This window comes from Intestinirhabdus alba (genome assembly GCF_009711095.1).
Taxonomy (GTDB): Bacteria; Pseudomonadota; Gammaproteobacteria; order Enterobacterales; family Enterobacteriaceae; genus Intestinirhabdus; species Intestinirhabdus alba.
The window spans coordinates 66415-92986 of sequence record NZ_WMJZ01000016.1 but is presented as its reverse complement, the minus strand read 5'-3'; the positions used below and the strand labels follow the sequence as shown (position 1 = coordinate 92986).

Here is a 26572-nt window from a genome sequence, read left to right as displayed (position 1 = left end):
GTAAAAGCGGAGGTTTATTTTTTTCTGCAACCATACTGAGGAAAGTTATGATTGCCAAAAAGTATAATGCCATGCTCACTTTCTTTGATGAAAATTATTCTGTTATCAGTGTCTTCTGTAAACAGTAAATTATTGGCAATCTTATCATTAATATTATCAGTATCATCGCGGATGATATTGATGTAAAGGAGTTTGTAAAGATGGCTGCCCGCATCATATTTTTTATACTTCGCTTTTAATGTTCGCGATATAATATATTTTTCATTGTTGTGTGTTACTAAGCCATCGATGCCGATCAGCAGGTTCTTGTCAGTCATGCTCATACTTATTATCCCTTCAGATAAGATCCGATCCTGATTGATCTGCTGAGCGATAGTGAATTGTGACTCACATTTAAATTGCGGCTGGTGTAGATAATGTAAGAATGAGCCGATCAGCATTATCACTATAAGAATGACCACGATGGCGATTCGGTTAGGCATTGTTCTTTTCTCTGAGGTAAAAACTTACACAGTGTTCATTTCCTTTTTCGCACTCGACAATTAATAATTGCATCATGGTGCCTAAGGTACCGTTTATTTTTTGCCGTTGAGTATAGATTGTTTTGTCATGGGAGCAATCGAAAGGTTGTGAGATTGAGCGATAATTATCAGTGACATTCTGCAGGGAGATAGCTGCGGGGCCAAATATAACACAGGACTGATGGACAAGTTTGTTTGCATCGCCGCGAACGGTGAAATCTTCGGGGGTGAGCAAAAGCACCGCGATAGCGGCAATAAGAATAACGACCCTGATTATCAGGGAGCCGTGACGGGGGCGCGGCGTCTCGCCTGGCTGCTCCGGTACGCTTTCTTCAATAAATGGCGTTCGATACTCGCGATCGTTATTTATGTTGGCATCGTCAGCGATTTTGAAGCCAATCCGCGGTACCGTAACGATGATTTCCTTTTCTACGCCGAGTTCGGACAAATTTCTGCGCAGGGATGAGACATATTGATTCAGATTACTATTTGAAGCACGGGCACCGTATTTGTCAAAAACGGACTGGAAAATTTCACTGCGTGACAGGATGTCTCCGCGATGATTGAGCAGTTCCGCCAGCAAACGTGTTGACGTCTGGGATAATTCAATGCAGTCCCCGGTCAACAAGTTAACGAGTGAGGCATCCTCAGTGTCAAATGTAATAAATCCCTCGATATCGAACCTCATGTTCTTCTCCATACTAAACTTTACTATATGCTAACCAACAGATCCATTCACATAAATTAAAATAAATTTCAGGTTAAAGTTCTGTTTTCGCGATCTTTTTCAGCTAATGTTGCTAGCAAGTCCGGTAACGGATCATAATAATAGCTCCTTTAAAACCCAGGAGTCTGCGAAATGAAACTCTCGCTGTGTTCTTACAACTCAGGTGCGTTACATCATCAAAGTTCCAGTGCATCTCTCGACAATCTGCAGATGTTAGCAGCAGAAAAAATAGGAATAAGCAGCATTGCAACAGTTCGGGTTCCGGAACAAGTATTTATTCTTGATCTATTAAAAGATCATACAACTGAAGGTCTGTCTACCAGGGAAATTGCCGATCTGTGCGGTATTTCAATTTATAAAGTAAGACATTTACTTCTTCCTCTGGAAAAATATGGCCAGGTTAGCAGGGACAAAATGCAAAAGCACCATCAATGGTTTCTATCTAAAGGCTCTACGGAAATTGCTGCGCATTCTAACAAGGGGAATTATTGTTTGCAAGAAAGCAAACTAAGACAAGAGCATAACCTTAAATTTTAAAAATAGAGTTAATTATTATCTCGCCAATAACTCGGAAAAATCTTAATAATTAAACTATCGTTATAAAAAAACGTTAAAACATATTCTTATATTTTCATTAGTTGTTTGTATACGACACACAGCAATCCTTTCCTGCTCGTTCATCTCAGCGCCGAAGATGGCTAACTTCTCTCCATGATGCAGCGATAAATTTCGTAAGGTTATTATTAACTCAGCTTATCTTTTACTGCCGCCGGGCCGCTATGGCGATTGCCTGCCTGTCGCGAAGCCGTGCTGGTGCAGCCAAAAAAGTGATAATAAAGGAAGATGCGTTTCCGGACCGGCTGGGTTATCGCCAGGCCGGACCGCTTGTCTGCGGGGCGGTGTAAAGGTTCCGGTGAACGTGCCTGCACCGGTTCTGATGCCTACAGCGACGTTCAGGTCGCCCCACCGCGCCAGGCGGTGAGGGGGGGGGGTAAAAGCGTATGCGGTGCCAGACGGAATGAGTGCAAGCGTTGCCGCGGCGGGGAAAAGCCAAATTAACGTGCCGGAGAGATCCCTTTACAGGGCCGCTGAAAAACCGTACGGGCAGCATTTTACCTGGCAGTGCAGGTTGTAATTGCATATCTCCCGCCCCCGATCCTTGTTAAAAGGGCAGGCCAGTTTTTCTTTAAGCTCTTCCCAGAAGCTATCGCTATAGGGCGTTACGTTGTATACCGTAATGTCGTGATAAGTATCATTTATCAGAACGCCAGAGCTGAAGGGCGTAATTACATCGTCAGGTGCCATGTAAATATCCGCTTCATACCAGATGATAAGCTTTAAGTGCCTTAGTCCCTTCAGACCTGAATACGCAATACCAGTATTTGGACATAATATTGTACCCAGTACTTTCCATACCATAGCGTTTATCTCGAGAATAATTTAAAGAAAATAAAGTTATACCTTCAAATATAGATAGCATGCACTTTATGTTTCATCAACGTAGCCAAACAATGCATGGAGATCAGATTTTTCGCATTACTTACCTAAAACCCTTTATTTTCATAAGGGTAATTGTATCCTGGCCGTAAAAAATTATATAAATATATTTTTGGCAAGCGCAGCGGCTGTTCAATAATTAGCCGGTGGCGGTTTCGCTGACTCACTCTCTTTTTACTAACACAACAGGATATATGCGCTAAATAATTTGGGCGACATGCCAAAATGCAAAGGGTTGCGAAACGCCGCCAGGCTGGCTCCCGAGGCGGGAACGTTAAGGCCAGACCACCCGACATATGAGCCGTAAATTCGTTAGCAATAAAGTTATACAACCCAGTCTGTTCGTGGTGAGGAACAAGAGTATGCTTTATTTTCTCTCTGAAGGTATAGCTAATGCCGCCGCCGGGCAAACGATAACTCTGTTTCAGCGTCGCCGGATTATATGATCCGCCGGGATGAACCTGTCTACCAAAAGCTAACGCACCTGTAGCCTGAAGTATAATGGCTACGGGCTGAATTATGTCGCAGATTTATTGCAGGAACATTACGCCAGTAAAAATAAGCGAACCGCCGGACGAATAGTTATCGGACAGATTTTAGGACACAGGCCTATCGGAGAATCATGCCGCCGGGCTTATGAGCCAGGGAACCGCTCCGATAAGGAATCTACGCCGCGAAAGGGGCCGGTCAGCCCGATTATTGAGCATGATAAGCACCATCGTCGGGGATGGCCCCCTTAGTCGGCTCTGGCAGGCGCGCGGTGCCGGTGCTCAGGGCGTCTCCGCGCCGCTTCGCTTTACCATGGCGATAATGACCTGAAACAGCTCATCCTTTGCCTGGCGTTCCGTTATAACGCCGTTAATCACCGCCCAGGATAGCCCTTCGGCTGCGCCGAGCATGGCCCGCAGCGCCGCATCGCTTAACGGCTCTGCACAGAACGGGGCAAACCACCGGCGGCATTTGTCGGTAAATTCGGCGGCGTAATCGCGTCTGATTTGCTCCAGTTCAGGCGTGCCGGCAAGCGCCGCCATTACGCTGGGCATCTCCCGTCCCTGCAGCAGCACGCAGTCAATATAGGAAGCGGCGATAACCGCCGCCAGGTTCTCCGGCGTCGGCGTCGTGCTGCGGATGACCTCATCCATTAGCGCCGTCTGACGCTGGTCAAACTCTTTATAAAGCGTGGCGAGAAGCCCCGCCCGGCTGGTGAAGTGATCGTAAACCACGGGTTTGGTGACGCCCGCCCGCTTTGCCAGATAGCCGAGCGCCAGAGCCTCTGTGCCCTCTTCGCGAATAATCCGCCATGCGGCTTCTACCAGCTGCGTATGGCGCGCTTCCCGTGATAAACGTTGTCGTGCCAGTGGTTCGGGCATGGCTGACGATCTCCTGTTGACATGCTTATATACCAAAGGTAACTTACTGATGGTAGGTTACTACAGGTATATTAGCCTACGTCCAATACTGGCCTATGGCAATAAGGAGCGTTCGTCATGCATGCACTCATCGTTGTTTCTCATCCACTGGGGTCCTCTCTGACCCACGGCGCGGCGGCAGCCGTTGCGCAAGGAATTGCTGAATCAAACCCGGCCCATACCGCTGAAATCGTCGATCTGACGCGGGAGGGATTTGATCCGGTATTTACTGCGGCCGATATCGCGGCGTTTCAGCGGATCGGGGAGATCCCACCCGACGTGGCGGCGGAGCAGGCCCGTATCGCGCGCGCCGATGCGCTGGTGCTGGTATTTCCGGTTTACTGGTGGACGATGCCCGCGCTGCTGAAAGGCTGGATCGATCGTGTCTTTATAAACGGCTGGGCCTATGAGGAATCTGAGGACGGTAAGACCGTCAAGAAGCTGGGTCATCTGCCTGTGCATCTGCTGGCTCTCGCTGCGGCCGGCCAGGGCACCTGGGAGCGGCACGGCTTTAGCGAGGCGTTTAAAACGCAGATCGCCCACGGCATTTTTGATTACTGCGGTGCGACGGTGGTGACCTCAGACGTTCTGCTGATGCCGGAACTGAAAACGCCGGAGGCCTGCCTTGAGGCCGCGCGCCATATCGGGCGCGCCGTTTTTAATCAGGCCAGCGGCGCGGCGTCGCTCAGACACCATTAAGCGATACCGACTTAACTCCGGCGTCGCGGCCCTCAGCGCATACTGATGGTCACCGTGGCGCTGATATTAAAGTTTCCGGCTTCGGCCCGCCTTCCGGGAAGACGTACCAGGCTGGCGATAAAGTGCCTGTCCCTGTAGGATTCAGGCTGCTTCTTCTCGATATTTACCTGTTTTCCGGAGGCGTCCCGCAGGCGGATCCCCAGCCCGGAGAGATTGGTTTCCATGGTTGTTTCGTCATAATGTTGGCCGCGATAGTTAAAGGTCAGCATGACGTTATGGTAGTCGTTCCGATCGTGACAGCTTATTGGCAGGGTGAAAGGAACCTCAGCCAGCTTCACCTTTTTATTGGACAGCGTGGTGGTGGGAAAATGCACCTCGATATTATTCCTGGTCATCACGCAGGCCATATTATGTATCGTCAGGCGAGCCAGATGGAGCCTTAGCTTATGGCTGCCGTTGGCGAGCATAATCAGCGCGCCCGGCGAGTAGACGCCGCCCTTCAGATCGCCGATCTTATAAAGCCGTAGCTTATATCCCGCGCCGATCGCTATCTTGCCCTCCCGGGGGATCAGGCAGTTTTCGCCTTCGTCCTGACACAGGCTAAAGCCAATTCCTGGAATGCCGGAGCGGTAAACGCCTCGTCGGCTATCCGATAGCGCCGGGGAGGCAATAATTTTATAGTCGCCGGGGAGAGTGCTGGCGGTGGGAAAATATACCGGCAGCGTTTTCAGCAGCGTATGATTGGGCACCTCATTCGAGGTGCGGATGACGCCTCCGTTAATCATCATCACGTTTACCGCCGCCCCGGCGGAGGAAGTTGTAAAAAAAAACAGGTATAAAAGCGGGCAAAAGGGCTTTAGTTGCACTGCAATCTCCATAGGGTGGAATTCTGCTTTAAATTATTTTCAATAACGCACCGTGTCCGCATCTCTGCGTCATTCGCATGTAATGGCCAGCCGTCATCGTTGTTATTAATTAACGCAATACCGTTTTGTGAAACCGTACCGACGTTTCTGTTCTGCGCGTCATAAAGTACGGTGCCGAAGGCGAGGGGCTGGCGGTTGGCGTCGATAACGCGGATAAACTGCCGCTGCTGATAGCGGGCGGCGAAGCTCATCTCAACGATAGCGCCCTTACGCGGTGCGGCTAAGACGATGTCGCTGGAGACATCAAGGTTTTGATCGCTATGGTCGCTATAGAGCGAGCCTTCATTGTAGTGGTAGGGCACCAGGTTTGGCGCAATAGCGTTTCCTGCTGCATCCGTCTGAATATTTTGATGATTTTCAAGCTTCAGCCCCGGCACTTTATCGGTATGGATAAGCGCTGCGCTGTTGCCAAGGGGTTGTCCAAAGGTGATGCCGTGGTGATGCATAATCGCCGCGCCTTCAAGCCCCAGGGAGTAATGCTGACCTTCAGTCCCCTGCCTTACGGTGCCGGAAATCAGCCCGCGGCTGCCCAGCCAGGCCGCAGAGGCGTCAACTTCATAGTTTTTTTTATCCTTTGTGGCGTTAAGGTTATAGCTCACCTGCTGCTCATCCAACAGCGTGCCGGAAACGGCCGCCTGCTCCGTTCTGGAGCCATTGCTTTCGCTGTGGTTCAGGGTGAGGTAATGGTTGCGCTCTTTACCAAACGGGACAGAAATATTAATGGAAAACATATTCTCACTAACGCCGCCGCGGATTCTCTGCCGCCCCACGCTGGTGATGGCCGACCAGCCGGAGAAGGTGAAATTCACGTTGCCGCGCAGGGTGACGCTGGCGCTGCCGTTCCACTCCTCCTGGCGGGAGTAGTTAAGGACCGCATTGCCGGGGCCAATATGCTGGCTGAGCTGCAGGGAGTATCTGTTGCGGAACATGTCCATCGATGCACCCGCTGTGCTGTGATGTACGCTGTTAAATTCTTCATAGCCCGGCGTTCTTTTATGTTCCAGCGTGGCAAACAGATAGCTGTTGGTCCGGGTAATATATTTGCTGTAACCCAGCTTGATTTTCTGACCATGCTGCTCAGCCCGGCGCTGGCTGCTGTTTAACAGCGCGTAAATCCCCCCCAGATGACGAATATTTGCGCCCGTACCGACGGCGACGTTGCGGTAGTCGTCCGTATATTGCACGCCCCCCAACAGGGTAAACGTACTGTTCAGACCATAGAGCGCGTCCCCCTCCACCAGGGACGATCCGCTTCTCTCTTCCTGACGGCTTTTGCCCGTATAAAGGTAATATTTAAGGACCCCGGCGGGGACCAGCATGTCGGTGCTGTTATAGGGCTGATAAAACGTTCGCTTAGCGCCGCTGGTTTCATGTACCGTGACTTCCATATCCCCGGCGCTGGCGGAGGCAGGAATATCCTTAAGGGTAAAAGGACCGGGCGTCACATTACGGGTCGCAAGAACAAAGCCATTTTGTTTAATAATGACCGTTGCATTGCTGTTGGCAACCCCGACGATAATGGGCACATAATTGCGCTCGGCGGAAGAAAACATGCTGGTGTTGGAGGTCAGCGAGGCCCCGCGAAGCGAGAGGCCGGTAAAAAAGAGGCCGGCAGTATAAAAATCTCCACCGGTCAGCGTGCCCCGCAGGCTATCCACATCGTGTTGAATAAAACTCGCGCTGCTGACGTAATGACTTTTTTCTTTATTTGTCCAGCGCAGAAAGCCGTTGTTGCGCAGCTGAAAGCCGGCCAGATTAATGCCATTACTAAGGGTGCCGTAGAGCGTCTGTCCGGGGGAGGCGGCTCCCGTCTGGTATTCGTACTGAAGCGAGTAGTTGGTGAATGCGGCATTAATACCATTATCCCAGTCTTCTGCGCTTGCAACGTCGTAGGCGGTGGGGAGCGAGAAGTATTTTTGCGGCACCGTTACGTTCAGAACGTTATCGCCCTGGTCAATGTCGATGCTGGACTGCGGGATATAATTAGCCAACGGCTGCGCTTTTTTTCGGCAGTGGTGTACGGCGAGCCCCCACGAAGCGAGGCGGGAGCAGGTAAACAGCGGCTGAATTTTATCCTGATAGGGCTTGACCTCAATCTGCGCGTTACCAACCGGTTCGCCGTTAATGATGACCTTCAGCGTATACTCACCGGGCAGCAAATCGTTTCCTGAATTAAATGCGCTGGCATCGATATGGCTTATCCCGCGGTTTTTTTCCAGTAAGGTAAGATTGAATTTATCTTCGGCATCCGCGCTGAAGCCCAGCGCCGGTAGCACAAATATGCACGGTTTTAAGGCATTTCGCATAATAGTTATTGGAGAATCAGCTCCTCAGATACGGGCAAGTATCCCGGCAGTAAAAGTAGTAAGCCACCTCGTAAAGAGGTGGCATAGCGGTTATTTGTAGCTGACAACAAAGACGGCGTCGCCCGCCACTTCGCCGCCGCTAACCGTATTCTGCAGGCGGGTATATTTGACGACGTAGTTCAGGTTGTCGTCGCCCTGATTAAGGCGATCCAGATAGGAGCTTTGTGGGATCTCTTTATTAAGCGCCAGCACGTTGCCGCTTTCTGTAAACAGCTCAAGCCCGACGCCGTTTTTAGACGCGGCGTTAGTAATCGCATTCGTGCTGACGGCGTCGGCGTCTGCAGTTAACATAATGGCAATATGCTCAGCTTCCGCCCGGCTTGAACAATTCATTTTTAACTGAAAGTTTTTGCTGCTGGTGTCCGCCGCCCGGCCAATAGAGACTTTCTCGATGTCAGAAGCTTTAATCGGTTCCAGCGTCACCTGCTGATTGCTTGTGTTAAAACCACAGGTTGGTTGGGTTACCGTTCCGTTAAAATGTACCGTGACCGAATCATTATTTTCTGCGGCTGCTGTAGCAGATACGCTGGTGATAAATAACGCCAATATTAACTTAGGCATCTTTTTCATTTTACTACCTTCCATTCAAAACAATTAGAGGTATTACTTAATTTACCTTTGCGGTAACTGTGTCGGTAGTATCACCGAAATCATTAATAACATTAAAATTAATCCGGGAGGCTGCCAGCGCTCTGCTGTCTTTTATTTCGAGATCGCTATAGGGAGCAATCATATCGACGGCAAAGTTATTTTGTTCATTACTCCCTGACCATATTTTATTAAACGTTATGTAATAAGGCGTCGGGTTATGAATCATAATGCCGTTAGCCGAACGACGCCATTTAAGCTGGCTATAGTGCTTATCCAGGCGTGGAGGTACGGACTTCGGGCGGTACAATAGCTTGATGCGGGTGCGAACGACGATCTCTAATCGTGGGCTGCCCTCGGCGGCGACCAGCCTGGGAATTTCCTTTACGTTAAGCCAGTATAATTTTTCTTCGTTTCCGTCGGCCAGCCGGGGATTTATGGCCGTCAGACGCAGGGCTACTTTACGCTGTGCTTTGATTTTAGCCAGCGGCGGGTCAACAAAGATGTCTTCCTGCGGGTTGCCGTTTTTGTCTTCAACCCAGCTTTGCATCAGAAAATCGTTACTGGTCGGGTTTTCAACCTTTACCACCGCAACCTGAGAAGCCGCGGCAGAAAACACTACCCGGTTTTGATCCAGGATTAGCGAGGCGCTGGCCGAACCGATAAAAAACAACGGCGCAGCGCAGCAGGATAAATAAACGACAGATGTCTTTATTATCGGCATGTGATTTAAACCTTAAAACAATACTGCACTTAAATTCGCGGCTGAAACGGGAGCGCGTATTTATGTTGATAACACTTGCCTTAATATCAAGAGAACATGTAGACATATCAAAACATATGTCGAAATATATTTTCACACTTCCATTTGAAACTGTCAATGTAATGTGCTCGATATGATGAATTATTATTTTTGGCATTAGATTTAAGTCGGCGCTGCGCTGTGTCGCTTTTAATGTGCCTTCTTTTATTATGGGCAGCTCTGTTTCATAAAAGGGTTGGGAAATAAGTGAAAAATTTGCACTGTTTTTTTCTGTAATTATCTCGTAAATAATTCGAGTAATATGATAAAGCATAAAGCGTTTTGAACCGCCGTAAAGCGTGTCCGGAGGCGGGGGTTATGCGGTCTAATTACGCGGAGAACGGGCCTCCAGGCAGGCATATGTGCCGCCGCTGGCGGCCTGGGGGGGGGGGATGCCCGTATTTTATCTCCGGCGGACAGTGAACCTCTGTAACCGGAAGAGACAGCGCTGTCGGGAATCAATATAAACGCCGTCGGGACGTAGTCCGTCAGAGGGATCTTCGTAATTAAGATGAATCGCCTGAAATATAATACATATAAAAATTTTTAATAAATGAATGAATTAATATCTGTATGTAATATGGATATTTTAAAATAATGACCTAAGGAAATCATAGAGGAAAACTTATCGTTTTATCGCCCTGTTTTCTGAAAGTTCCAGGCTACCCGCGTAACGGGAATCAATAAAGGCCGACGAACGGCGCAAGGGAAAGTGGTTGGATAACGTAGGGGGTTATGTAAGAACCGCTGGAGATGAAGATACTGGTCGGCGTTAACGCTTTATTTCACAGCCTGTGAATAAATGGCTCCTGCTGCTTCGCGAATTTATTTTACATCTGGAGAGCCTCATGCCATCGTCACCTGTTAATCAAGATACTCTCGATTTTGTCTTAAGCAACCTTGCGGTAATTAAAGAGATCCAGGATACAAAGCTGCGGGCCATTGATGCGTTTTTTTCAGAGGGGAAGGTAACGACCAGAATCAGCCGTAGCTGAAAAGCGAAAACCCCCGCCGAAGCGAGGGTTCTGAATAAGTGGTGCCCGGACCCGGGAACATTCAGTTACTTACCAATTTGATTTTCATCATAAATTCTTCTGCTATCCATTGTCAAGACCCAGAGGTCGACCCTCATTTCTTCTTGTAAATCATGATGGTGAATTAACAGGAGTAGAAAACCGTTTGGTTCGATACCTCGGTTCGATTCCTTCTAAATTTATCGTAATGACATCTGCGTTACGCATGTTGTATACTTAATATCCACAGAAATACAAGAGGACAACACCATGCCAGCCGCAAACAGTATGGCGATGAAACGTGAAACCCTGAACTTGCGCATCAAACCCACCGAGCGCGATCTTATCGATCGGGCGGCGAAAGCCAGAGGGAAAAACCGCACTGACTTTGTGCTGGAGGCCGCCCGCGCTGCCGCAGAGGAAGCGCTGATCGAGCAACGCATCATTATGGCCGATCCGCAGGCTTATCAGGAATTTCTCGCTCGTCTGGATCAGGCTCCTGCGCCCAATGCCGCATTGCGTAAAACTATGCAGACTCCTGCGCCGTGGGAGCAGGAAAAGTGATCTCCGCACCAGAACCGCTTCACGCCGGGCATATTCTTACTCCATTCTGCTGTGGCGTGGATTCGATGGATAACTGGCTGAAACAGCGGGCGATGAAAAATCAGGTTACTGGTGCGTCCCGTACATTTGTCTGCTGTGACGATGCTAAGGTGGTGGCGTACTACTCGCTAGCATCCAGTGCAGTGACGACAAATACTGCGCCCGGCCGTTTTCGCCGTAATATGCCCGATCCGATCCCTGTTGTGGTGTTGGGCCGCCTGGCGGTAGATCAATCACTGCATGGGCAGGGCGTTGGCCGAGCACTGGTGCGCGACGCTGGGCTGCGGGTAATTCAGGTGGCGGAGACTATCGGCATTCGCGGGATGCTGGTTCACGCCCTGTCGGATGAGGCGCGGGAGTTTTACCTGCGTGTGGGGTTTGAACCGTCGCCGATGGATCCGATGATGCTGATGGTAACATTGGGGAATTTAGTGGGAAGTGCTATCTGAAAAACGGTCATTTAGTAATACTATAACAACAAAAACACCACTTAACCCTCAAAAGCTAAGTATGTTGATGTAAGATTCCTTACATAGGGGGTATAAACTTTCTCTATGATTTTATGGGAAATTAACATCCAGGTGCGGTCTGTTATAAGAAGATACTTGGTATGGGCATATGAGTAGTGTTTGCAGGGGGAAGGTCATTGATTCGTTACCCCTGCACTGAGCTGTAAGTTGATATGCCGGATTAGGCACTTTTGAGATAATATTTGACAGTGTTGATCATTATTTATTGAATTACATAAATATTTTCATCAGTTTTTGAGATATAGCCATGAGGCCGTTGAGACAACCAAACATCATGGTTCAATTCAATCCCTCAGAACCAGAGCTAAAAATACTGCGCCAGAACCCCCTCTAATTTGCTTACCGCCGCTGCATATTTGGCCGGATTCTTATCCTTCAGTACCGCCAGATTACGCAGCTTCCAGCGAATAGCAGGTAGGTGTTGAATTTCAGTATAGCGATACAGCGACCAGTCAGGGGTATTTTGCTTATAGCTGAGCAAAAACTGGCGATCCCGATCCGTAAGGTGCGACTTCAACGCCTGCGGTAGCAAAGTCGTTACTGATAAAAGGGAGCACAGCGCTGTTTCCTGCTGTGTCATGCCTGAAAATTCCTGTGCGTACAGGGTAGCGATCCGTGCTGTATCCCAGTTTGGTGCCAGCAGCTCGGCAATGGGGCTGCTTTTCCTGCTGCTTTTTCACCCCCGGATCGCCGCCTGCGCTGAGTACGGCGCGAGCCTCTTCACGCAGCTTACGCGCATTCGCCAGCGTAACGGTCGGGTAAGCGCCTAACGCCAGCTTCTTCTCCTTGCCGCCAAAGCGGTACTTAAGTTGCCAGAGTTTAGAGCCGTTGGGTTTTATCAGCAGGTATAAGCCCTGTTTATATAGTTCATCGAGCGGCTTTGCATTGCGGATGGCGGTATCGGTGAGTGGCATAGCGGGGACTCCAGAGTTTATCGAACCAACGGGCCCCCAATTAAGCCCCAAAAACTCTGGATGTCAAAAAACCTGACGGAACTTTTTAGTACCATCAGGTTTCTTTAACTTACTGATTTTCTGCCGTTTCAGGACTTATAAGAACGCCATGAAACTAAATTTTGGTGCCCGGACCCGGAATCGAACCAGGGACACGCGGATTTTCAATCCGCTGCTCTACCGACTGAGCTATCCGGGCAACGGGGCGCATTAAACCGTAATCTGCCCCCTCCCGTCAACCAAATTTCTCGTTTTATCGTCCGGTTGCTTAACTTTACGGCGATTCAGGCGCAATCCGGCGATCACATGACGCCATTGTCGCCTTCCCGGTACGCCCGGCTGCTTTTTATCGAGGACACATAGCGTAAACCAGAGATCGCATAGCTGCCGATGATATCCTCCTCTTCTCTGGGGGATTTGAGGACAACTGTTGCATCCACACCGGCACTATAAAAGCCGTAATGGCTGAATACGGTGCCAATATAGCACTGTTCATGCAACCAGACGGGAATCAAGGCAACGGTCTCAATCGTGTAATGGCCGGCGACGCCGCTATAGTATCTTTCCGCTTCTTCTGCTGAAGTGCCCTTTGGAATCGGACAGATGGCGGTAGCAGGCTGGTCTGGCGGTAGATCCTTAAGCAGACGGTCCTGCATTGTCTCCAGCGTCTTTAATAAAGCAGATTTGTCCTTTTCGTTCAGCGCGGGGAGGGCTGCGTATTCCTCTTGCGCGGTATCAATGGTATTAAACGCATAACGATAACGGATGGTTATCACCGGCACCTTGTCGTCCGCGCTGAACGGACGCAGCAGATACACATTATCTTCGCCAAATACGCCGTTGAACCAGAGGGCGTAAACCTGTCCGTTAATCCGTACCCATTGCCCCCATTGATTAGCACCGCGCCCGTTTTCTGAAAATAGCGCCCCGGTGACGCCGAAGTCGTCGTTATCTTCAACAACGGGCAAAAATTTGCCCCCGCTGCGCCTGAGCACGCCGGTATAGCTGAAGAGTCCCGTGCCGCCAGCATAGCTGTTAATAATCAGATCGCGTTTACCGTCATTATCCAGATCAACCAACACAAAGCTCACCTGACCATGCTCTGATTCAGCGCTGATGGCTGATTGGGAAAACGCCAGCCATTCGTCGTTGCTAATATCATCAGAGGGTTTTGTTGCAGGTTGAGGGGAGCCTTCAGCGTAAGAGAGGTCGAAAGCCGTTATCTGGCCAGTTAGCGGAAACTGCTCGATGATTTTGTGGAGATCGAGTTGAGGAGTGGTTTTTTGCTGTTCGGTAATGGCGTATTGCAACAGTTTTAATGCGGTGGCGTCCGTCTCTTTTGCGTTACGAGGCTCCGTCCGGCTGACAAATTCTGGCAGCATCCAGGTGCCACCCGACGTAATTTCCCGACAATCGCCCGTGCGGTATGCCAGGCTACGAACAAACGATTTGCCGTCCCATACCCACTCCTCTCCGCTGACGCAATCGGCCATACCGCGCCCCTTGTTATAAAAGGTTATCTTGCCGTCGGCATAATGGATGGCGTCGGTGGTCACCAGCTGCGGCGTGGCGCTGAGCCCGTTATCAACGAGCCATAGGGCGTATCCCATATTGTAGGCGGCGCGCCAGCACATGCCTTTAAGCAGTGAATGGGTTTTGTCCAGTCTGGTTAGCGTAAGCTGAGGCGGATTTTCCAGATCCTCACACTCAGCGCTCTGTGCCGCGATTTTGGGCGCTATTTTTTGCCGCTGTTCCGGCGTCAGGGGAGACTCGTCGGCTGAAAGAATAACCGGCGCGGTCAAGATGACCGGAGCAGGAGACGCTTGCAGGACATGCTCATCTCCTGCTTCCCCTTTGCGCAATAGCGCGTTTCGCGTCCCGATACGCTGCTGATATTCATCGATTTTCAAAAAAACGGCGTTGGCACCTGCGCTGGAGAGGGTTTTACGTTCCCCGTTAAGGGAAATTTCAATTTTCCGATCGTGCGTCAGCGCCTGGATTAAGGCGGAAAGCTGCCTGTGGTCAAAACGGAAGTGTTCTGCATCCTTTGCGGTTAACGTTTTATTGCTCCGATCGTCGATAAATAACTCTACCCTGGCACCGTTCTGAAGCGGAGCCTGCGTTTGGGCAAACGTCACGACGCCCTTCACTTCCTGCCCAGGCCCCGCCCGACGGGTCAGCAGAACGCTAACTTCCCCTGTATGCGTTCCATATCCCGCAGCCCGGCAGGTTCCCGTATTGTCACAGACAACCTCCCAGTCTTTATGGGCAAATGAAAAACCGCTTAAGGGGGCCGCAAAAAGCGGAGCGGAGAAAAAAATCGCCGCTAAGGCGCAGGGAAGAAGACGCATATAATTCCTTTTATCGGGCCGGTGTTGGCGAAATTATATGCGGTTAATGGGGGGAACGATATCTGAATCAGGACAGCGCCCCGGCTTTACGACACAGGGCAAAGCGCAGAATATCTTCCGCCAGCCGCTGGGCGGTCTCGACGTCGTCCAGGCTGCGGTTGACCAGCATTCGGCTCAGGCAGCCTTCCAGCACCAGCTCCATCTGCCTGGCGACCATCGCCGGATCGTCAATCTCAAGGGTGGTCAGCAGCTCATGCGTAAAATCGTGGGCAGCGCGCTTTTGCCGATCGGCCAACTGATGGATAGGGTGGTCAGGCTCGGGATAAAAGGTGCAGGCCGCCACGAACAGGCAGCCGGGATAGCGATGATTATTGACGCACTCCGCCAGCGCGCCGTAGCGCGCCAGCAGCTTCTGTTCGGTGGTCAGGGCGTCGTTGAGCAGGAGTTGACGCCGCCAGATCTCTACCTGCTGGCTCAGATAGCGCAGCACGTCGTAGAGGATCGCCTCTTTATCCGGCCAGAAGCGCTGCAGCTCGTCGAGCGGAAAAGCCACGCGCTCGGCCACGGCCTCAAGGGTTGTGTTGGCAATCCCTTGAATTTCTAATAGTTTCAGAGCTTCTTCCAGAACATCTTCACGTTGCACGCTGTTTTCCTCCGTCTTTTCCCCTGACAGTGTCGCTCACGGCTGACGATCGCGCAAATGAGCGCTGAAGGCCGCGGCGTCCATAAATCCCGTTACCCGCGCCTGCGGATGCTCCTTTCCCTGTGCGTCGAAGAACAGAATAGTTGGCAGACCCAGCACCTGCAGATGCTGCAGCAGCGCCACGTCCTGCGCGCTGTTGGCGGTGACGTTGGCCTGCAGCAGCACCGTGTTGCCCAGCGCTGCGCGCACCTGCGGATCGCTGAAGGTATACTTCTCAAATTCTTTACAGGCCACGCACCAGTCGGCGTAGAGATCCAGCATCACCGGCCTGCCGTTGGCCTGCGCCAGCGCCTGCTGAAGCTGTTCAACCGTGGCCACCGGCGTAAAGCTGAGCTGCGCCCTGGTCTGGGCGGCCGGAGCACCGAAGGCCCACTCCTGCAGCGGCCGGACGCTGACCAGCGCCGCCGTCAGCAGAGCGATCTGCACAATACGCAGCCACGCGCGCCTGGCCTGCAGGCTGATGATAAATCCCCAGCTAAAGAAGGCGACGCCGAGCAGTGACCACAGGCGCAGTCCCCACGTCTCTCCCGTCACCCGCTCCAGCAGGAACACCGGCAGCGCAAGGATGACAAAGCCGAACGCCGTTTTAACGTGCGCCATCCACGGGCCGCTTTTCGGCAGCAGGCGGTTGCCGAAGACGGCCACCAGAATCAGCGGCAGGCCCATGCCCAGCGCATAAAGATAGAGCGTACCGCCGCCCAGCCACAGATTTCCACTCTGGGCGATGTACAGCAAAATGGCGCTCAGCGGCGCGGTGGTGCACGGTGAGCAGATAAGCCCGGCAATGGCTCCCATAGCGAATACGCCGCCGGAAGAGCCGCCCTGCTGGCGGTTGCTTATCAGGGTCAGGCGCGTCTGCAGGGCCGAAGGGAGCTGCAGGGTGAACAGGCCAAACATTGACAGGGCCAGCAGGGTAAACGCGGCCGCCAGCCCAATGAGCACGTACGGATGCTGCAGGGCGGCCTGGAACTGCATTCCGGCCGCGGCCACCACCAGCCCAAGTGCGGTATAGGTAAGCGCCATCCCCTGTACATAAATAAAGGCCAGCAGCAGCGCCCGGCCGGTAGAGAGGCGCTGTCTGCCCCCCAGCACGATCCCGGAAATCAGCGGATACATCGGCAGCACGCAGGGGGTGAAAGCAATGCCGATGCCAATCAGCAGCGCCCACAGCGCGGAGAAGGGCAGGGCCGGGGCGGGGCGCGACGTCTCCTGCGACGGCGCGGCGTCAGGCGTTGCCGCGGCCTGCGCCGCCTCGCCGGCGACCACCGCACTCAGCGGCACGGTTTTGCTCTCCGGCGGATAGCAAAAGCCGGCGTCGGCGCAGCCCTGGTACGTCACCGTCAGCGTTGCGCCAGCGGCGGCCTGGCTAACGGTAACCGGAACGCTAAGGCGGCCGCGATAGATCTCGCTCTTGCCGTAAAATTCATCTTCATGCGGTTCGCCTGCCGGCAGCTGTACTTCGGCTATGGCTGCGTGGGCCGGCGTGATGCGGATCTGTTTGCGGTACAGGTAATAGCCGTCCTTGACCTGCCAGATGAGGTTGAGCTGCTGCTGATGCTGCTGAAAGTCGAAGGTAAACGCCTGGTCGGCCGGGACAAACGTCGAACGGCCGGGGGCGTCAAATAATCCGGCCGCGGCGGTGGTGCTGCACAGCAGCAGGATCAGCGTAAGGATGCGTTGAGCCATGAGAGGTAATCAGTGTCTCCGTGAGTGGCGGGTAGGACTAAAAGTTCAGGTGTTTGGTACGGATGGTGGGCTTTCAGGCAGTCGAGCAGCGCCTGCTGGTGCGCGGAGGATGTTTTTAAAATCATCTGTACTTCGTACTCCTGCTCCAGCCTGCCTTCCCAGTAGTAGAGCGACGTCGCGCCGGGCAGAAGCGTGGCGCAGGCGGCCAGTTTTTCCGCCAGCGCTTTGGCCGCCAGCTCCTGGGCCGTGGCTTCATCCGGCGCGGTGCAGAGCACCACCACGGTATCGGGGGTGAGCATATCCTGACTCTTTACATCAAGCATAAACACCTCGAAAGAAAAAATTAACCCTGAAAAGAGGGGTCACTATACAACGGAAGGGAGGGGATACGTTAGTCGAAGCGGAGGGCGGAGAGGCGGGACGCAGCAGCGCCCCGCAAAAGCGCTTACAGCATAAAGCTGCCCAGCAGGAAGCCGAAGCAGACGGCGAGAACAACCGCCAGGGTGCCCGGAATAAAGAACGGATGGTTAAAGACGAACTTGCCGATTCGGGTGGTGCCGGTGTCATCCATCTGCACCGCCGCGACCAGCGTCGGGTAGGTTGGCAGAATAAACAGGCCGGAAACCGCGGCGAAGGAGGCCACCGCCGTCAGCGGAGAGACGTTCAGCGCCAGCGCCATCGGCATCAGCGCCTTGGCGGTTGCCGCCTGGGAGTAGAGCAGCGCGGAGGCGAAGAAGAAGATCACCGCCAGCAGCCACGGATGGCCCTGAACGACGCTGCCCGCTGTCTCTTTGATCCAGTCGATGTTGGCGGAAACGAAGGTGTCCCCCAGCCATGCCACGCCCAGAATACAGATACAGGCGCTCATGCCCGCCTTAAAGGTGCTGGAGTTAAGGATGGCGTCAGTTTCTACCTTGCAAATAATGGTGGTCAGGGTGGCGACGCTCAGCATGATGATCAGAATCGCGTTGGTGGTGTTCATCAGCGGCTTAGCGACCAGGCCGAGGCTCGGGCTGTTGATAATGGCGTAAACCACCACGCAGACCACGCCCAGCAGAAATAGCCAGACGGAGGTTTTGGCCATCGGTTTAACTTCAATCTGCTTTTCCCCGCGCAGGGAAACCAGGCCCTCTTCAAGGCGCTTGCGGTAAACCGGATCGTCAGACAGTCTGGAGTTGAACAGCATGGTGACCAGGAAGGACATTACCAGCACCGCCAGCAGCGTGGACGGGATCACCACCGAAAGCAGGTGGATATAGCTGATGCCGTGGCCTTCCATCACTGACGACATATAGACCACCGCCGCAGAGATCGGCGAGGCGGTAATGGCGATCTGCGCGGAAACCACCGCCGTGGAGAGCGGGCGGCAGGGCTTGATGCCTTGCTCTTTCGCCACTTCAGCGATAACCGGCAGGGTGGCCAGCGAGATGTTGCCGGTGCCCGCAAAGATGGTCAGAAAATAAGTGACGATCGGTGCGAGGATGGTGATGTATTTCGGGTTCCGGCGCAGCAGTTTTTCCGCCTGGCTAACCAGGTAGTCCAGACCGCCTGCGATCTGCATGGCGGAGATCGCCGCGATGACCGCCATGATGATGGAGATCACATCGAACGGGATAGTACCGGGTTTGACACCGATAGCGGCAAGTACCAGAACGCCCAGCCCGCCCGCGAATCCAATCCCTATGCCTCCAAGCCTGGCGCCTAAAAAGATCGCCAACAAAACAATGATAAGTTCGACAACTATCATATTCGCCTTCTCTGTTGTTTAGCAGTTGATATTAATTTGTTGTTATTTGGTAACTTGTTATAAGAAAAAAGGCACGTCATCTGACGTGCCTTCTGTGGGTCTAACCTGTACGGTTACTGTTCGCTTTCATCAGTATAGCGTTTAGCTTTATAAGCCGGGTGCATCAGGTTCTGAACGGAGAAAATATCGTCCAGCTCGGCTTCCGTCAACAGGCCGCGTTCCAGCACGACCTCACGCACGCTCTTACCGGTTTCGGCGCAGATCTTACCAACGATGTCGCCGTTGTGGTGGCCGATGAACGGGTTGAGGTAGGTAACGATGCCGATAGAGTTATAAACATAACCTTCGCACACCTCTTTATTGGCGGTAATGCCGTTAACGCATTTTTCCAGCAGGTTGTAGCAGGCGTTGCTCAGGATATGAATGGATTCAAACATCGCCTGACCAATTACCGGCTCCATCACGTTCAGCTGCAGCTGACCGGCTTCCGCCGCCATGGTAACGGTGGTGTCGTTACCGATGACCTTGAAGCACACCTGGTTGACCACTTCCGGCACAACCGGGTTCACTTTTGCCGGCATGATGGAGGAACCCGCCTGCAGTTCCGGCAGGTTGATTTCGTTCAGGCCGGCGCGCGGACCGGAGGAGAGCAGGCGCAGGTCGTTACAGATTTTAGACATCTTCACGGCCAGACGCTTCAGCGCGCTGTGTACCATAACGTAAGCGCCGCAATCGGAGGTCGCTTCAATCAGGTCTTCGGCCGGGACGCAGGCAAAGCCGGTCACTTCAGCCAGCTTCTGTACCGCCAGCGGAGAATACTCTTTCGGCGTGTTCAGACCGGTGCCGATCGCCGTCGCGCCGAGGTTAACCTCCAGCAGCAGATCTGCGGTACGCTCAATGTTCTTCACTTCTTCTTTCAGCAGAATAGCGAAAGCGCGGAACTCCTGGCCCAGGGTCATCGGCACCGCATCCTGCAGCTGGGTACGGCCCATTTTCAGGATGTCCTGGAATTCAGTGGCCTTGCGCTCAAAGCCTTCGCGCAGCTGGTTGATGGCGTCAATCAGCTTAACGATGGAGGCGTAAACCGCGATGCGGAAACCGGTCGGGTAGGCGTCATTGGTGGACTGGCACTTATTCACATGGTCGTTCGGGTTCAGGTACTGATATTCGCCTTTCTGGTGGCCCATCAGCTCCAGCCCGATATTGGCCAGCACTTCGTTGGTGTTCATGTTAACGGAGGTGCCCGCGCCGCCCTGGTAAACGTCTACCGGGAACTGGTCCATGCACTTGCCGTTATTCAGAACTTCATCACAGGCGGCAATAATGGCATTCGCTACGTTTTTAGGAATGGTCCGCAGCTCCCTGTTGGCCAGAGCAGCGGCCTTCTTCACCATAACCATACCGCGTACAAACTCAGGAATATCGCTGATTTTGCTGTTGCTGATGTAGAAGTTTTCAATCGCTCTCAGAGTATGAACACCGTAATAGGCATCGGCCGGAACTTCCCTGGTGCCCAACAAATCTTCTTCGATACGAATGTTATTTAACATGTGAACCTTCTTTTTTAAGCTGCTAATGACCGGACTAAAACACAGGATATATGTGGCGTTGAACGTTTTGTGGCCGACGATTACCCCGTGATTTAGCCTGTTGAGCGAGATGATATTCTGTAGGAGATTTTCTGCCGTAATCTGGATCACTGAAAATGCCAGTCAATACCTCTTAATTGTTATTTTGTGAATCTGGTCACTGCTTCAGAATTATTCGCGCCAGTAAGTGTACAAACAGCTTGAAATTTTGCTAATCAGCGCAATATCCGTTAGATGCTAATTGCACACTATGCAGACCGCGGCGGATGATGCGGCGGTCGTTTACAGGAGGATCCTTTGCGCTGGATACCGTTACTTGCTGTCTTTCTCTATGTTTACGTGGAGATTTCTATCTTTATTCAGGTTGCCCACGTGCTCGGCGTCCTGATGACCCTGATTCTGGTGATCTTTACCTCGGTTATCGGCATGTCGCTGGTGCGCAACCAGGGATTTAAGAACTTCCTGCTGATGCAGCAGAAAATGGCGGCGGGTGAGAGCCCGGCGGCGGAGATGGTGAAAAGCGTGTCGTTGATCATCGCCGGCCTGCTACTGCTGCTGCCCGGCTTTCTTACCGACCTCCTCGGACTGCTGCTTCTACTGCCGCCGGTGCAGAAGCATCTGACCCTGAAGCTGCTGCCGCATCTGCGTTTTTCCCGGATGCCGGGCGGTGGTTTCAGCGCCGGAACCGGCGGCGGCGAAACCTTTGACGGCGAATTCCAGCGCAAGGAAGACGATCGCGATCGTATTGAACATAAGGACGACCGTCGGGATTAACCCCGACGCCCCCTTCGCCGGGCCGGAAACGCTAGCGCGTCCGGCGTCCGGGTAACAGCAGCCATAGCGCCCCCAGCATCATAATGGCGTACAGGCTCTTCCAGCCGACCATCGCCAGCAGCAGCAGGCACAGCACCCCGCCGAGCGCCGCCAGCGCCCGGTAACGCCCCTGCAGCAGACGGCATCCCGCCAGCATGCACAGCAGATAGATCATAATAAAGATACCGTTGGCGTAGACGATCAGCGCATCCAGATTGATCTTCAGCGCATAAACGCCCAGCGAGCTGATGACGCAGCAGGCCAGCACGGCGTGCAATGCGTTGCGGGGAACGTGGCGTGCGGACAGCCGCGCCAGATAACCATCCGGCCGGAGCTGCGCCTGGGACCAGACCAGACGGGCGAAGCTCTGTATATAGATGTTGAGGCTGGCAAAGCAGGCCAGATAACCGATCGTGCAGGCGACCCACAGCGCGCCTGGCCCGAACAGGCGCACCACGATTTCCGGCAGCGAGGCCGCCGCCGCCATCCTTTCACCGTACGCTTCAAAATGCAGCACCGCCACGGTGCAGCCCCAGTACACGGCTCCCGCCAGCAGCAGGCCAACGATCAGCGCCCGGGGAAAATCACGTTCGGGTTGCCTGAACTCCGAGGCCAGGTGCGCGAAAGCCTCCAGGCCAACAAAGCACCAGAACATCACCGATAGCGCGGAGAACAGCCGGGAGACCTCAACGTCGCCCGGTGCAGGGAAGGGGATCTGCGCGGGCTTAAGGCCGCCCGCCCACCAGATAGCGACAATCAGCGCGACGATGAATCCGGCAATCAGGGTCTGCAGGTTGGCGCTGGAGCGGGCATCGCGCAAGCCGATATACCACACCAGCGCCAGGGTGCTCAGCTCCGCCAGCAGCAGTTGCCCGTCGTGCCAGCCAAACATGGCCTGGCCAAATCCGGCGGCGATATGCAGCGCGGCGGGGAGCCCCACGGGGATCACCGACAAAAACAGCCAGCCGGTGACCCGTTCCAGACGCGGGCCGAAGGCCAGACCGACAAAATGCGCCACGCCGCCGGCGCTGGGATAGTGTCGGCCTAACAGCGCAAAAACAATCGCCACGGGAAAAACTAAAACAATCAGCACCGGCCATGCCCACAGGCTGTTGTTGCCGGCCACGAGGGCGGCCAACGCCGGAACGGCGAAGACCCCGGTTCCCAGTAACGAGGTCGACAACAGGCCAATGCCCTGAGCCAGCCCCAGCTCTTGTTTTAGTCCACTCATAAGTTGTTATCCATTGACGCCTGAACGGCAGGCCATTGCGCGATTTTCTGATGGTATCACAACCCATCGGCGAGGCAGTCCGCCCTCTGAAAGGGGAAAAAATGTGATGTAAGTAACGTTTTTGTACGTTTTTACCCCAAAGTGAATTTTTTTTCGTATCTCCCCTTGAAGGGGGAAAACCCCATCCCCATTTCTCAGGTCACCAGCCGGGAAACCGTTAACGGGCCGGCGTCACCCATAACTGATAAAGACCTTCTTAAAGGAGAGCTATCAATGAGCATTCGTCCGTTACATGATCGTGTGATCGTCAAACGTAAAGAAGTTGAATCCAAATCTGCTGGCGGCATCGTATTGACCGGCTCCGCAGCGGGTAAGTCAACTCGTGGCGAAATCATCGCTGTCGGTAAGGGCCGCATCCTGGAAAATGGGACCGTTCAGCCGCTGGACGTGAAGGTCGGCGACACTGTTATTTTCAACGATGGCTACGGCGTGAAGTCTGAGAAGATCGACAATGAAGAAGTGTTGATCATGTCCGAAAGCGACATTCTGGCTATCGTTGAAGCGTAATCCGCGAACGACACTGAAACATACGAATTTAAGGGAAAGAGAAAATGGCAGCTAAAGACGTAAAATTCGGTAACGACGCTCGTGTGAAAATGCTGCGCGGCGTAAACGTACTGGCAGATGCAGTGAAAGTTACCCTCGGCCCGAAAGGTCGTAACGTGGTTCTGGATAAATCTTTCGGTGCACCGACCATCACTAAAGATGGTGTTTCCGTAGCGCGTGAAATCGAGCTGGAAGATAAGTTCGAAAACATGGGCGCACAGATGGTGAAAGAAGTGGCCTCCAAAGCGAACGACGCGGCGGGCGACGGCACCACCACCGCCACCGTGCTGGCCCAGTCCATCATTACCGAAGGCCTGAAAGCCGTTGCGGCGGGCATGAATCCGATGGATCTGAAGCGTGGTATCGACAAAGCCGTGGCTGCGGCGGTTGAAGAGCTGAAAGCGCTGTCCGTCCCGTGCTCCGACTCCAAAGCGATTGCTCAGGTCGGCACCATCTCCGCTAACTCCGACGAAACCGTAGGTAAACTGATCGCGGAAGCGATGGATAAAGTCGGTAAAGAAGGCGTTATCACCGTTGAAGACGGCACCGGCCTGCAGGACGAGCTGGACGTGGTTGAAGGTATGCAGTTCGACCGTGGCTACCTCTCTCCGTACTTCATCAACAAGCCGGAAACCGGTGCCGTTGAGCTGGAAAGCCCGTTCATCCTGCTGGCTGATAAGAAAATCTCCAACATTCGTGAAATGCTGCCGGTTCTGGAAGCCGTTGCGAAAGCAGGCAAACCGCTGCTGATCATCGCTGAAGATGTTGAAGGCGAAGCGCTGGCGACCCTGGTGGTTAACACCATGCGCGGCATCGTGAAAGTTGCTGCGGTTAAAGCGCCGGGCTTTGGCGATCGCCGTAAAGCGATGCTGCAGGATATCGCTACCCTGACCGCCGGTACCGTTATCTCTGAAGAGATCGGTATGGAGCTGGAAAAAGCGACCCTGGAAGACCTGGGTCAGGCGAAGCGTGTGGTTATCAACAAAGATACCACCACCATCATTGACGGCGTGGGCGAAGAAGCGGCAATTCAGGGTCGTGTAACGCAGATTCGTCAGCAGATCGAAGAAGCAACCTCTGACTACGATCGTGAAAAACTGCAGGAGCGCGTAGCAAAACTGGCAGGCGGCGTAGCGGTAATCAAAGTCGGTGCGGCTACCGAAGTTGAAATGAAAGAGAAAAAAGCGCGCGTTGAAGATGCTCTGCACGCCACCCGCGCAGCGGTTGAAGAGGGCGTGGTTGCCGGCGGCGGCGTAGCGCTGATCCGCGTGGCAAGCAAACTTTCTGAACTGAAAGGTCAGAACGAAGACCAGAACGTGGGTATTAAAGTTGCGCTGCGCGCGATGGAAGCACCGCTGCGTCAGATCGTCCTGAACTGCGGCGAAGAGCCGTCCGTGGTCGCGAACACCGTTAAAGGCGGCGACGGCAACTACGGCTATAACGCGGCGACCGAAGAGTACGGCAACATGATCGATATGGGTATCCTGGATCCGACCAAAGTGACCCGTTCTGCTCTGCAGTACGCGGCCTCCGTTGCCGGTCTGATGATCACCACCGAGTGCATGGTGACCGATCTGCCGAAAAGCGATGCGCCTGACTTAGGTGCTGCCGGCGGTATGGGTGGTATGGGCGGCATGGGCGGCATGATGTAATTGCCCACACCCTGCATCCTTCAGGCTGCAGATGCGTTGGCTGCGTTTGCTAACCCCAGTCACTTACTTGAGTAAGCTCCTGGGGATTAACAACCTTGCCGCCTTCCTGCAACCAGAATGATTTGGGTGTTTATCTCCCAGAATTGAGAAACCCCCGGGCAGAAATCGCCGGGGGTTTTTCTTTTGGTTCTCTTTTTAGTATAAGATCCTCACGCGGACGTATGTTCGTCCAGCGCATTGATAATGGGGAATAACATGCACGTGAAATATCTGGCAGGGATGGTTGTCGGCACCACGCTGCTCATGGCGGGGTGTAGCTCCAGCAATGAGCTGACGGCGGGTGGACAGGGAGTGCGTTTTATGCAGGAAAAACCCGGCGCAGAGTGCCAGCTGCTCGGCACCGTCTCCGGCAGGCAGAGCAACTGGCTTGCGGGCCAGCATGGCGAAGAGGGTGGCTCCATGCGCGGTGCGGCGAACGATCTGCGTAACCGGGCGGCGGCCATGGGCGGCAATGTGATCTACGGTGCCAGCAGCCCGACACAAAGTCTGTTATCCAGCTTTATCCCCACGGACAGTGAAATCATTGGCCAGGTTTATAAATGCCCGAACTGATAATAGTAAAGTGAACCCCGCCAGGGGTTCTTTTCGTTACGCCTGCGGCGCGACGGATTGAACGCGCAGCTGGTGCAGCACCCGCAGGCACTGTTCCTGCGTAAGAGACGTGGCTTTATCCGTCGTCAACGTTCTGATAAAAACCTGACAGGACTGCTTTTGCAGCTTACGCAGCCGCGGGCTGAAGCGCAGCAGACGCTGTGAAATACTTTGCGCCTGCTCTGTATCGGACGGCGTCCGGGTTTTGATCACGCTACCGCAGGTCTGCTCTTTCCCCTGTTCATCCTTATACTTATAAATAACCGCTAAATAATGGTTGAATAAGCCATATTTCCACTGCGGGTGCTGATAAGTATCAAATTCCAGGTTGCCATCCCGCAGGCAGTCGGCGTCGTATAGCGGTAAAAAGTCGAGAATGGAAGAGACGCTTTCAATAATGCCGGACATTTCTGCATTATTAAGAGCCTGAATGATTGCCTGCACGATAAGCGTGAGCTGGGCGTCGTCAATATTCATCGTAACGCTTTCGCCTTTCTCCAGCGTCAGGGTGACGGACAGGCCTTTTTCTGTCTCTTCCTGCAACGACACCGCGTTGACCCGCAGCCCCACGTCCGCGTTTTTCAACTCATCTTCAGAAAAAGCGGGGATTTCTGCGCGCATTTTCTTACCTGCAGCTTCCCCCGCTTTGTTGATCTTTTCTTTTGATTTCTCATCAAGTTGGTTGTGGAGGCTAAAGCGGCTTTCAATACAAATTAGCAGGTCTTTCAACGCGAGAAGCGGGAAGAAGAACAGGGACTCTTTATTGCGCGGCTGGCGGACTTTCAGCGCCAGCGCGATAAACTGGTCTTTTTTACGAATGACGCCCGTGTTAACACCTTTTATTTTTAATGACATTCAGGTTCTCCATAACCATGCTTAATTGCTGTGTATAGCGAGTTTATAACCGGA

General features: G+C 53.1%; 25 protein-coding genes, 1 tRNA gene and 2 pseudogenes. 9 read left to right on the top strand and 19 right to left on the bottom strand.

The genetic code is table 11. The annotated features are described in order from the left end of the window. Positions 1-14: 14 nt before the first annotated feature. Positions 15-482, bottom strand: coding sequence for a hypothetical protein (locus GJV78_RS12810; protein WP_155108723.1), 468 nt, complete (start codon positions 480-482; stop codon positions 15-17). Further along, the gene (locus tag GJV78_RS12805; protein WP_155108722.1) at positions 475-1209 is read right to left on the bottom strand and encodes a winged helix-turn-helix domain-containing protein; all 735 of its coding nucleotides are present in this window, start codon (positions 1207-1209) and stop codon (positions 475-477) included. The genes GJV78_RS12810 and GJV78_RS12805 overlap by 8 nt, the downstream gene beginning before the upstream one ends. A 171-nt stretch (positions 1210-1380) precedes the next feature. Between GJV78_RS12805 and GJV78_RS12800 the strand changes: the two genes are divergently transcribed. Next, complete coding sequence (locus GJV78_RS12800) at positions 1381-1785, top strand: FaeA/PapI family transcriptional regulator (RefSeq protein ID WP_155108721.1); 405 nt, start codon at positions 1381-1383, stop codon at positions 1783-1785. Between the two features lie 540 nt (positions 1786-2325). On the opposite strand, the gene iraM is transcribed toward GJV78_RS12800, so the two are convergent. Together iraM and GJV78_RS12790 are read right to left on the bottom strand one after the other, a co-directional pair. Further along, positions 2326-2667: an anti-adapter protein IraM gene (iraM, locus tag GJV78_RS12795; RefSeq protein ID WP_155108720.1), complete on the bottom strand. Its 342-nt coding sequence runs from the start codon at positions 2665-2667 to the stop codon at positions 2326-2328. Between the two features lie 848 nt (positions 2668-3515). Further along, positions 3516-4115, bottom strand: a complete 600-nt coding sequence (locus GJV78_RS12790) for a TetR/AcrR family transcriptional regulator (RefSeq protein WP_155108719.1) — start codon at positions 4113-4115, stop codon at positions 3516-3518. 117 nt (positions 4116-4232) lie between these two features. On the opposite strand from GJV78_RS12790, the gene GJV78_RS12785 reads away from it, so the two are divergent. After that, positions 4233-4853, top strand: a complete 621-nt coding sequence (locus GJV78_RS12785) for an NAD(P)H-dependent oxidoreductase (protein ID WP_155108718.1) — start codon at positions 4233-4235, stop codon at positions 4851-4853. A 32-nt stretch (positions 4854-4885) separates the two neighbouring features. Here the strand turns inward: GJV78_RS12785 and GJV78_RS12780 are convergent, their stop codons facing one another. The 4 genes from GJV78_RS12780 to GJV78_RS12765 form a co-directional block, all read right to left on the bottom strand. Then, on the bottom strand, positions 4886-5641 hold the full coding sequence (locus GJV78_RS12780; RefSeq protein WP_167519548.1) for a fimbrial protein: 756 nt from the start codon (positions 5639-5641) through the stop codon (positions 4886-4888). A gap of 68 nt (positions 5642-5709) precedes the next feature. Then, on the bottom strand, positions 5710-8085 hold the full coding sequence (locus GJV78_RS12775; protein WP_155108716.1) for a fimbria/pilus outer membrane usher protein: 2376 nt from the start codon (positions 8083-8085) through the stop codon (positions 5710-5712). A gap of 90 nt (positions 8086-8175) precedes the next feature. Continuing rightward, complete coding sequence (locus GJV78_RS12770; protein ID WP_230979133.1) at positions 8176-8706, bottom strand: fimbrial protein; 531 nt, start codon at positions 8704-8706, stop codon at positions 8176-8178. Between the two features lie 46 nt (positions 8707-8752). After that, entirely contained in the window at positions 8753-9457 is a 705-nt protein-coding gene (locus GJV78_RS12765; protein ID WP_155108714.1) for a fimbrial biogenesis chaperone, read from the bottom strand. A gap of 926 nt (positions 9458-10383) precedes the next feature. Between GJV78_RS12765 and GJV78_RS12760 the strand changes: the two genes are divergently transcribed. The 3 genes from GJV78_RS12760 (at position 10384) to GJV78_RS12750 (ending at position 11600) form a co-directional block, all read left to right on the top strand. Beyond that, positions 10384-10530: a hypothetical protein gene (locus GJV78_RS12760; protein ID WP_155108713.1), complete on the top strand. Its 147-nt coding sequence runs from the start codon at positions 10384-10386 to the stop codon at positions 10528-10530. A gap of 288 nt (positions 10531-10818) precedes the next feature. Next, a complete protein-coding gene (locus GJV78_RS12755) occupies positions 10819-11112 on the top strand; it encodes a type II toxin-antitoxin system TacA family antitoxin (protein ID WP_079772475.1) in 294 nt (97 codons plus the stop codon). Then, positions 11109-11600, top strand: a complete 492-nt coding sequence (locus GJV78_RS12750) for a GNAT family N-acetyltransferase (RefSeq protein WP_167519546.1) — start codon at positions 11109-11111, stop codon at positions 11598-11600. Before GJV78_RS12755 ends, GJV78_RS12750 begins: the two co-directional genes overlap by 4 nt. A 385-nt stretch (positions 11601-11985) precedes the next feature. Here the strand turns inward: GJV78_RS12750 and GJV78_RS23625 are convergent. The 9 genes and pseudogenes from GJV78_RS23625 to aspA form a co-directional block, all read right to left on the bottom strand. Further along, positions 11986-12336: pseudogene (locus tag GJV78_RS23625) on the bottom strand (nucleotidyl transferase AbiEii/AbiGii toxin family protein); the annotation flags it as partial. A 1-nt stretch (position 12337) separates the two neighbouring features. Continuing rightward, positions 12338-12595 (bottom strand): annotated as a pseudogene (locus tag GJV78_RS12745) (Arm DNA-binding domain-containing protein); the annotation flags it as partial. A 162-nt stretch (positions 12596-12757) separates the two neighbouring features. Then, positions 12758-12833, bottom strand: a tRNA-Phe gene (locus tag GJV78_RS12740). 103 nt (positions 12834-12936) lie between these two features. After that, entirely contained in the window at positions 12937-14985 is a 2049-nt protein-coding gene (locus tag GJV78_RS12735) for a DUF1176 domain-containing protein (RefSeq protein WP_155108712.1), read from the bottom strand. A 67-nt stretch (positions 14986-15052) separates the two neighbouring features. Beyond that, positions 15053-15628 carry a transcriptional regulator gene (locus GJV78_RS12730; protein WP_167519545.1) on the bottom strand — a complete coding sequence of 192 codons (576 nt, stop codon included), beginning with the start codon at positions 15626-15628 and terminating at the stop codon, positions 15053-15055. A 36-nt stretch (positions 15629-15664) separates the two neighbouring features. Further along, positions 15665-17374, bottom strand: coding sequence for a protein-disulfide reductase DsbD (locus GJV78_RS12725; protein WP_155108710.1), 1710 nt, complete (start codon positions 17372-17374; stop codon positions 15665-15667). Further along, on the bottom strand, positions 17350-17697 hold the full coding sequence (gene cutA, locus GJV78_RS12720) for a divalent cation tolerance protein CutA (protein ID WP_155108709.1): 348 nt from the start codon (positions 17695-17697) through the stop codon (positions 17350-17352). Before cutA ends, GJV78_RS12725 begins: the two co-directional genes overlap by 25 nt. 122 nt (positions 17698-17819) lie before the next feature. Beyond that, complete coding sequence (locus GJV78_RS12715; RefSeq protein ID WP_155108708.1) at positions 17820-19121, bottom strand: anaerobic C4-dicarboxylate transporter; 1302 nt, start codon at positions 19119-19121, stop codon at positions 17820-17822. Between the two features lie 113 nt (positions 19122-19234). After that, a complete protein-coding gene (gene aspA / locus GJV78_RS12710; protein WP_155108707.1) occupies positions 19235-20671 on the bottom strand; it encodes an aspartate ammonia-lyase in 1437 nt (478 codons plus the stop codon). A gap of 336 nt (positions 20672-21007) precedes the next feature. Between aspA and GJV78_RS12705 the strand changes: the two genes are divergently transcribed. Next, on the top strand, positions 21008-21484 hold the full coding sequence (locus GJV78_RS12705) for an FxsA family protein (protein ID WP_155108706.1): 477 nt from the start codon (positions 21008-21010) through the stop codon (positions 21482-21484). A gap of 31 nt (positions 21485-21515) precedes the next feature. Here the strand turns inward: GJV78_RS12705 and yjeH are convergent, their stop codons facing one another. Further along, complete coding sequence (gene yjeH / locus GJV78_RS12700; protein WP_155108705.1) at positions 21516-22754, bottom strand: L-methionine/branched-chain amino acid transporter; 1239 nt, start codon at positions 22752-22754, stop codon at positions 21516-21518. Between the two features lie 273 nt (positions 22755-23027). Here yjeH and GJV78_RS12695 point away from each other — a divergent pair, with 273 nt between their 5' ends. From GJV78_RS12695 to GJV78_RS12685, 3 genes are all read left to right on the top strand, one after another. After that, complete coding sequence (locus GJV78_RS12695) at positions 23028-23321, top strand: co-chaperone GroES (protein WP_155108704.1); 294 nt, start codon at positions 23028-23030, stop codon at positions 23319-23321. Positions 23322-23365: 44 nt separating this feature from the next. Further along, a complete protein-coding gene (gene groL, locus GJV78_RS12690; RefSeq protein WP_155108703.1) occupies positions 23366-25012 on the top strand; it encodes a chaperonin GroEL in 1647 nt (548 codons plus the stop codon). 255 nt (positions 25013-25267) lie between these two features. Continuing rightward, positions 25268-25624 carry a DUF4156 domain-containing protein gene (locus tag GJV78_RS12685; protein ID WP_155108702.1) on the top strand — a complete coding sequence of 119 codons (357 nt, stop codon included), beginning with the start codon at positions 25268-25270 and terminating at the stop codon, positions 25622-25624. 36 nt (positions 25625-25660) lie between these two features. On the opposite strand, the gene yjeJ is transcribed toward GJV78_RS12685, so the two are convergent. Continuing rightward, positions 25661-26518 carry a YjeJ family protein gene (gene yjeJ, locus GJV78_RS12680; RefSeq protein ID WP_155108701.1) on the bottom strand — a complete coding sequence of 286 codons (858 nt, stop codon included), beginning with the start codon at positions 26516-26518 and terminating at the stop codon, positions 25661-25663. Positions 26519-26572: the final 54 nt, after the last annotated feature.

Bases quoted from the DNA above. Each gene is read 5' to 3' on its own strand.
- GJV78_RS12810 (WP_155108723.1), bottom strand. From the start codon at position 482: ATGCCTAACCGAATCGCCATCGTGGTCATTCTTATAGTGATAATGCTG.
- GJV78_RS12805 (WP_155108722.1), bottom strand. From the start codon at position 1,209: ATGAGGTTCGATATCGAGGGATTTATTACATTTGACACTGAGGATGCC.
- GJV78_RS12800 (WP_155108721.1), top strand. From the start codon at position 1,381: ATGAAACTCTCGCTGTGTTCTTACAACTCAGGTGCGTTACATCATCAA.
- iraM (WP_155108720.1), bottom strand. From the start codon at position 2,667: ATGGTATGGAAAGTACTGGGTACAATATTATGTCCAAATACTGGTATT.
- GJV78_RS12790 (WP_155108719.1), bottom strand. From the start codon at position 4,115: ATGCCCGAACCACTGGCACGACAACGTTTATCACGGGAAGCGCGCCAT.
- GJV78_RS12785 (WP_155108718.1), top strand. From the start codon at position 4,233: ATGCATGCACTCATCGTTGTTTCTCATCCACTGGGGTCCTCTCTGACC.
- GJV78_RS12780 (WP_167519548.1), bottom strand. From the start codon at position 5,641: ATGATGATTAACGGAGGCGTCATCCGCACCTCGAATGAGGTGCCCAAT.
- GJV78_RS12775 (WP_155108716.1), bottom strand. From the start codon at position 8,085: ATGCGAAATGCCTTAAAACCGTGCATATTTGTGCTACCGGCGCTGGGC.
- GJV78_RS12770 (WP_230979133.1), bottom strand. From the start codon at position 8,706: ATGCCTAAGTTAATATTGGCGTTATTTATCACCAGCGTATCTGCTACA.
- GJV78_RS12765 (WP_155108714.1), bottom strand. From the start codon at position 9,457: ATGCCGATAATAAAGACATCTGTCGTTTATTTATCCTGCTGCGCTGCG.
- GJV78_RS12760 (WP_155108713.1), top strand. From the start codon at position 10,384: ATGCCATCGTCACCTGTTAATCAAGATACTCTCGATTTTGTCTTAAGC.
- GJV78_RS12755 (WP_079772475.1), top strand. From the start codon at position 10,819: ATGCCAGCCGCAAACAGTATGGCGATGAAACGTGAAACCCTGAACTTG.
- GJV78_RS12735 (WP_155108712.1), bottom strand. From the start codon at position 14,985: ATGCGTCTTCTTCCCTGCGCCTTAGCGGCGATTTTTTTCTCCGCTCCG.
- GJV78_RS12725 (WP_155108710.1), bottom strand. From the start codon at position 17,374: ATGGCTCAACGCATCCTTACGCTGATCCTGCTGCTGTGCAGCACCACC.
- cutA (WP_155108709.1), bottom strand. From the start codon at position 17,697: ATGCTTGATGTAAAGAGTCAGGATATGCTCACCCCCGATACCGTGGTG.
- GJV78_RS12715 (WP_155108708.1), bottom strand. From the start codon at position 19,121: ATGATAGTTGTCGAACTTATCATTGTTTTGTTGGCGATCTTTTTAGGC.
- aspA (WP_155108707.1), bottom strand. From the start codon at position 20,671: ATGTTAAATAACATTCGTATCGAAGAAGATTTGTTGGGCACCAGGGAA.
- yjeH (WP_155108705.1), bottom strand. From the start codon at position 22,754: ATGAGTGGACTAAAACAAGAGCTGGGGCTGGCTCAGGGCATTGGCCTG.
- GJV78_RS12695 (WP_155108704.1), top strand. From the start codon at position 23,028: ATGAGCATTCGTCCGTTACATGATCGTGTGATCGTCAAACGTAAAGAA.
- groL (WP_155108703.1), top strand. From the start codon at position 23,366: ATGGCAGCTAAAGACGTAAAATTCGGTAACGACGCTCGTGTGAAAATG.
- GJV78_RS12685 (WP_155108702.1), top strand. From the start codon at position 25,268: ATGCACGTGAAATATCTGGCAGGGATGGTTGTCGGCACCACGCTGCTC.
- yjeJ (WP_155108701.1), bottom strand. From the start codon at position 26,518: ATGTCATTAAAAATAAAAGGTGTTAACACGGGCGTCATTCGTAAAAAA.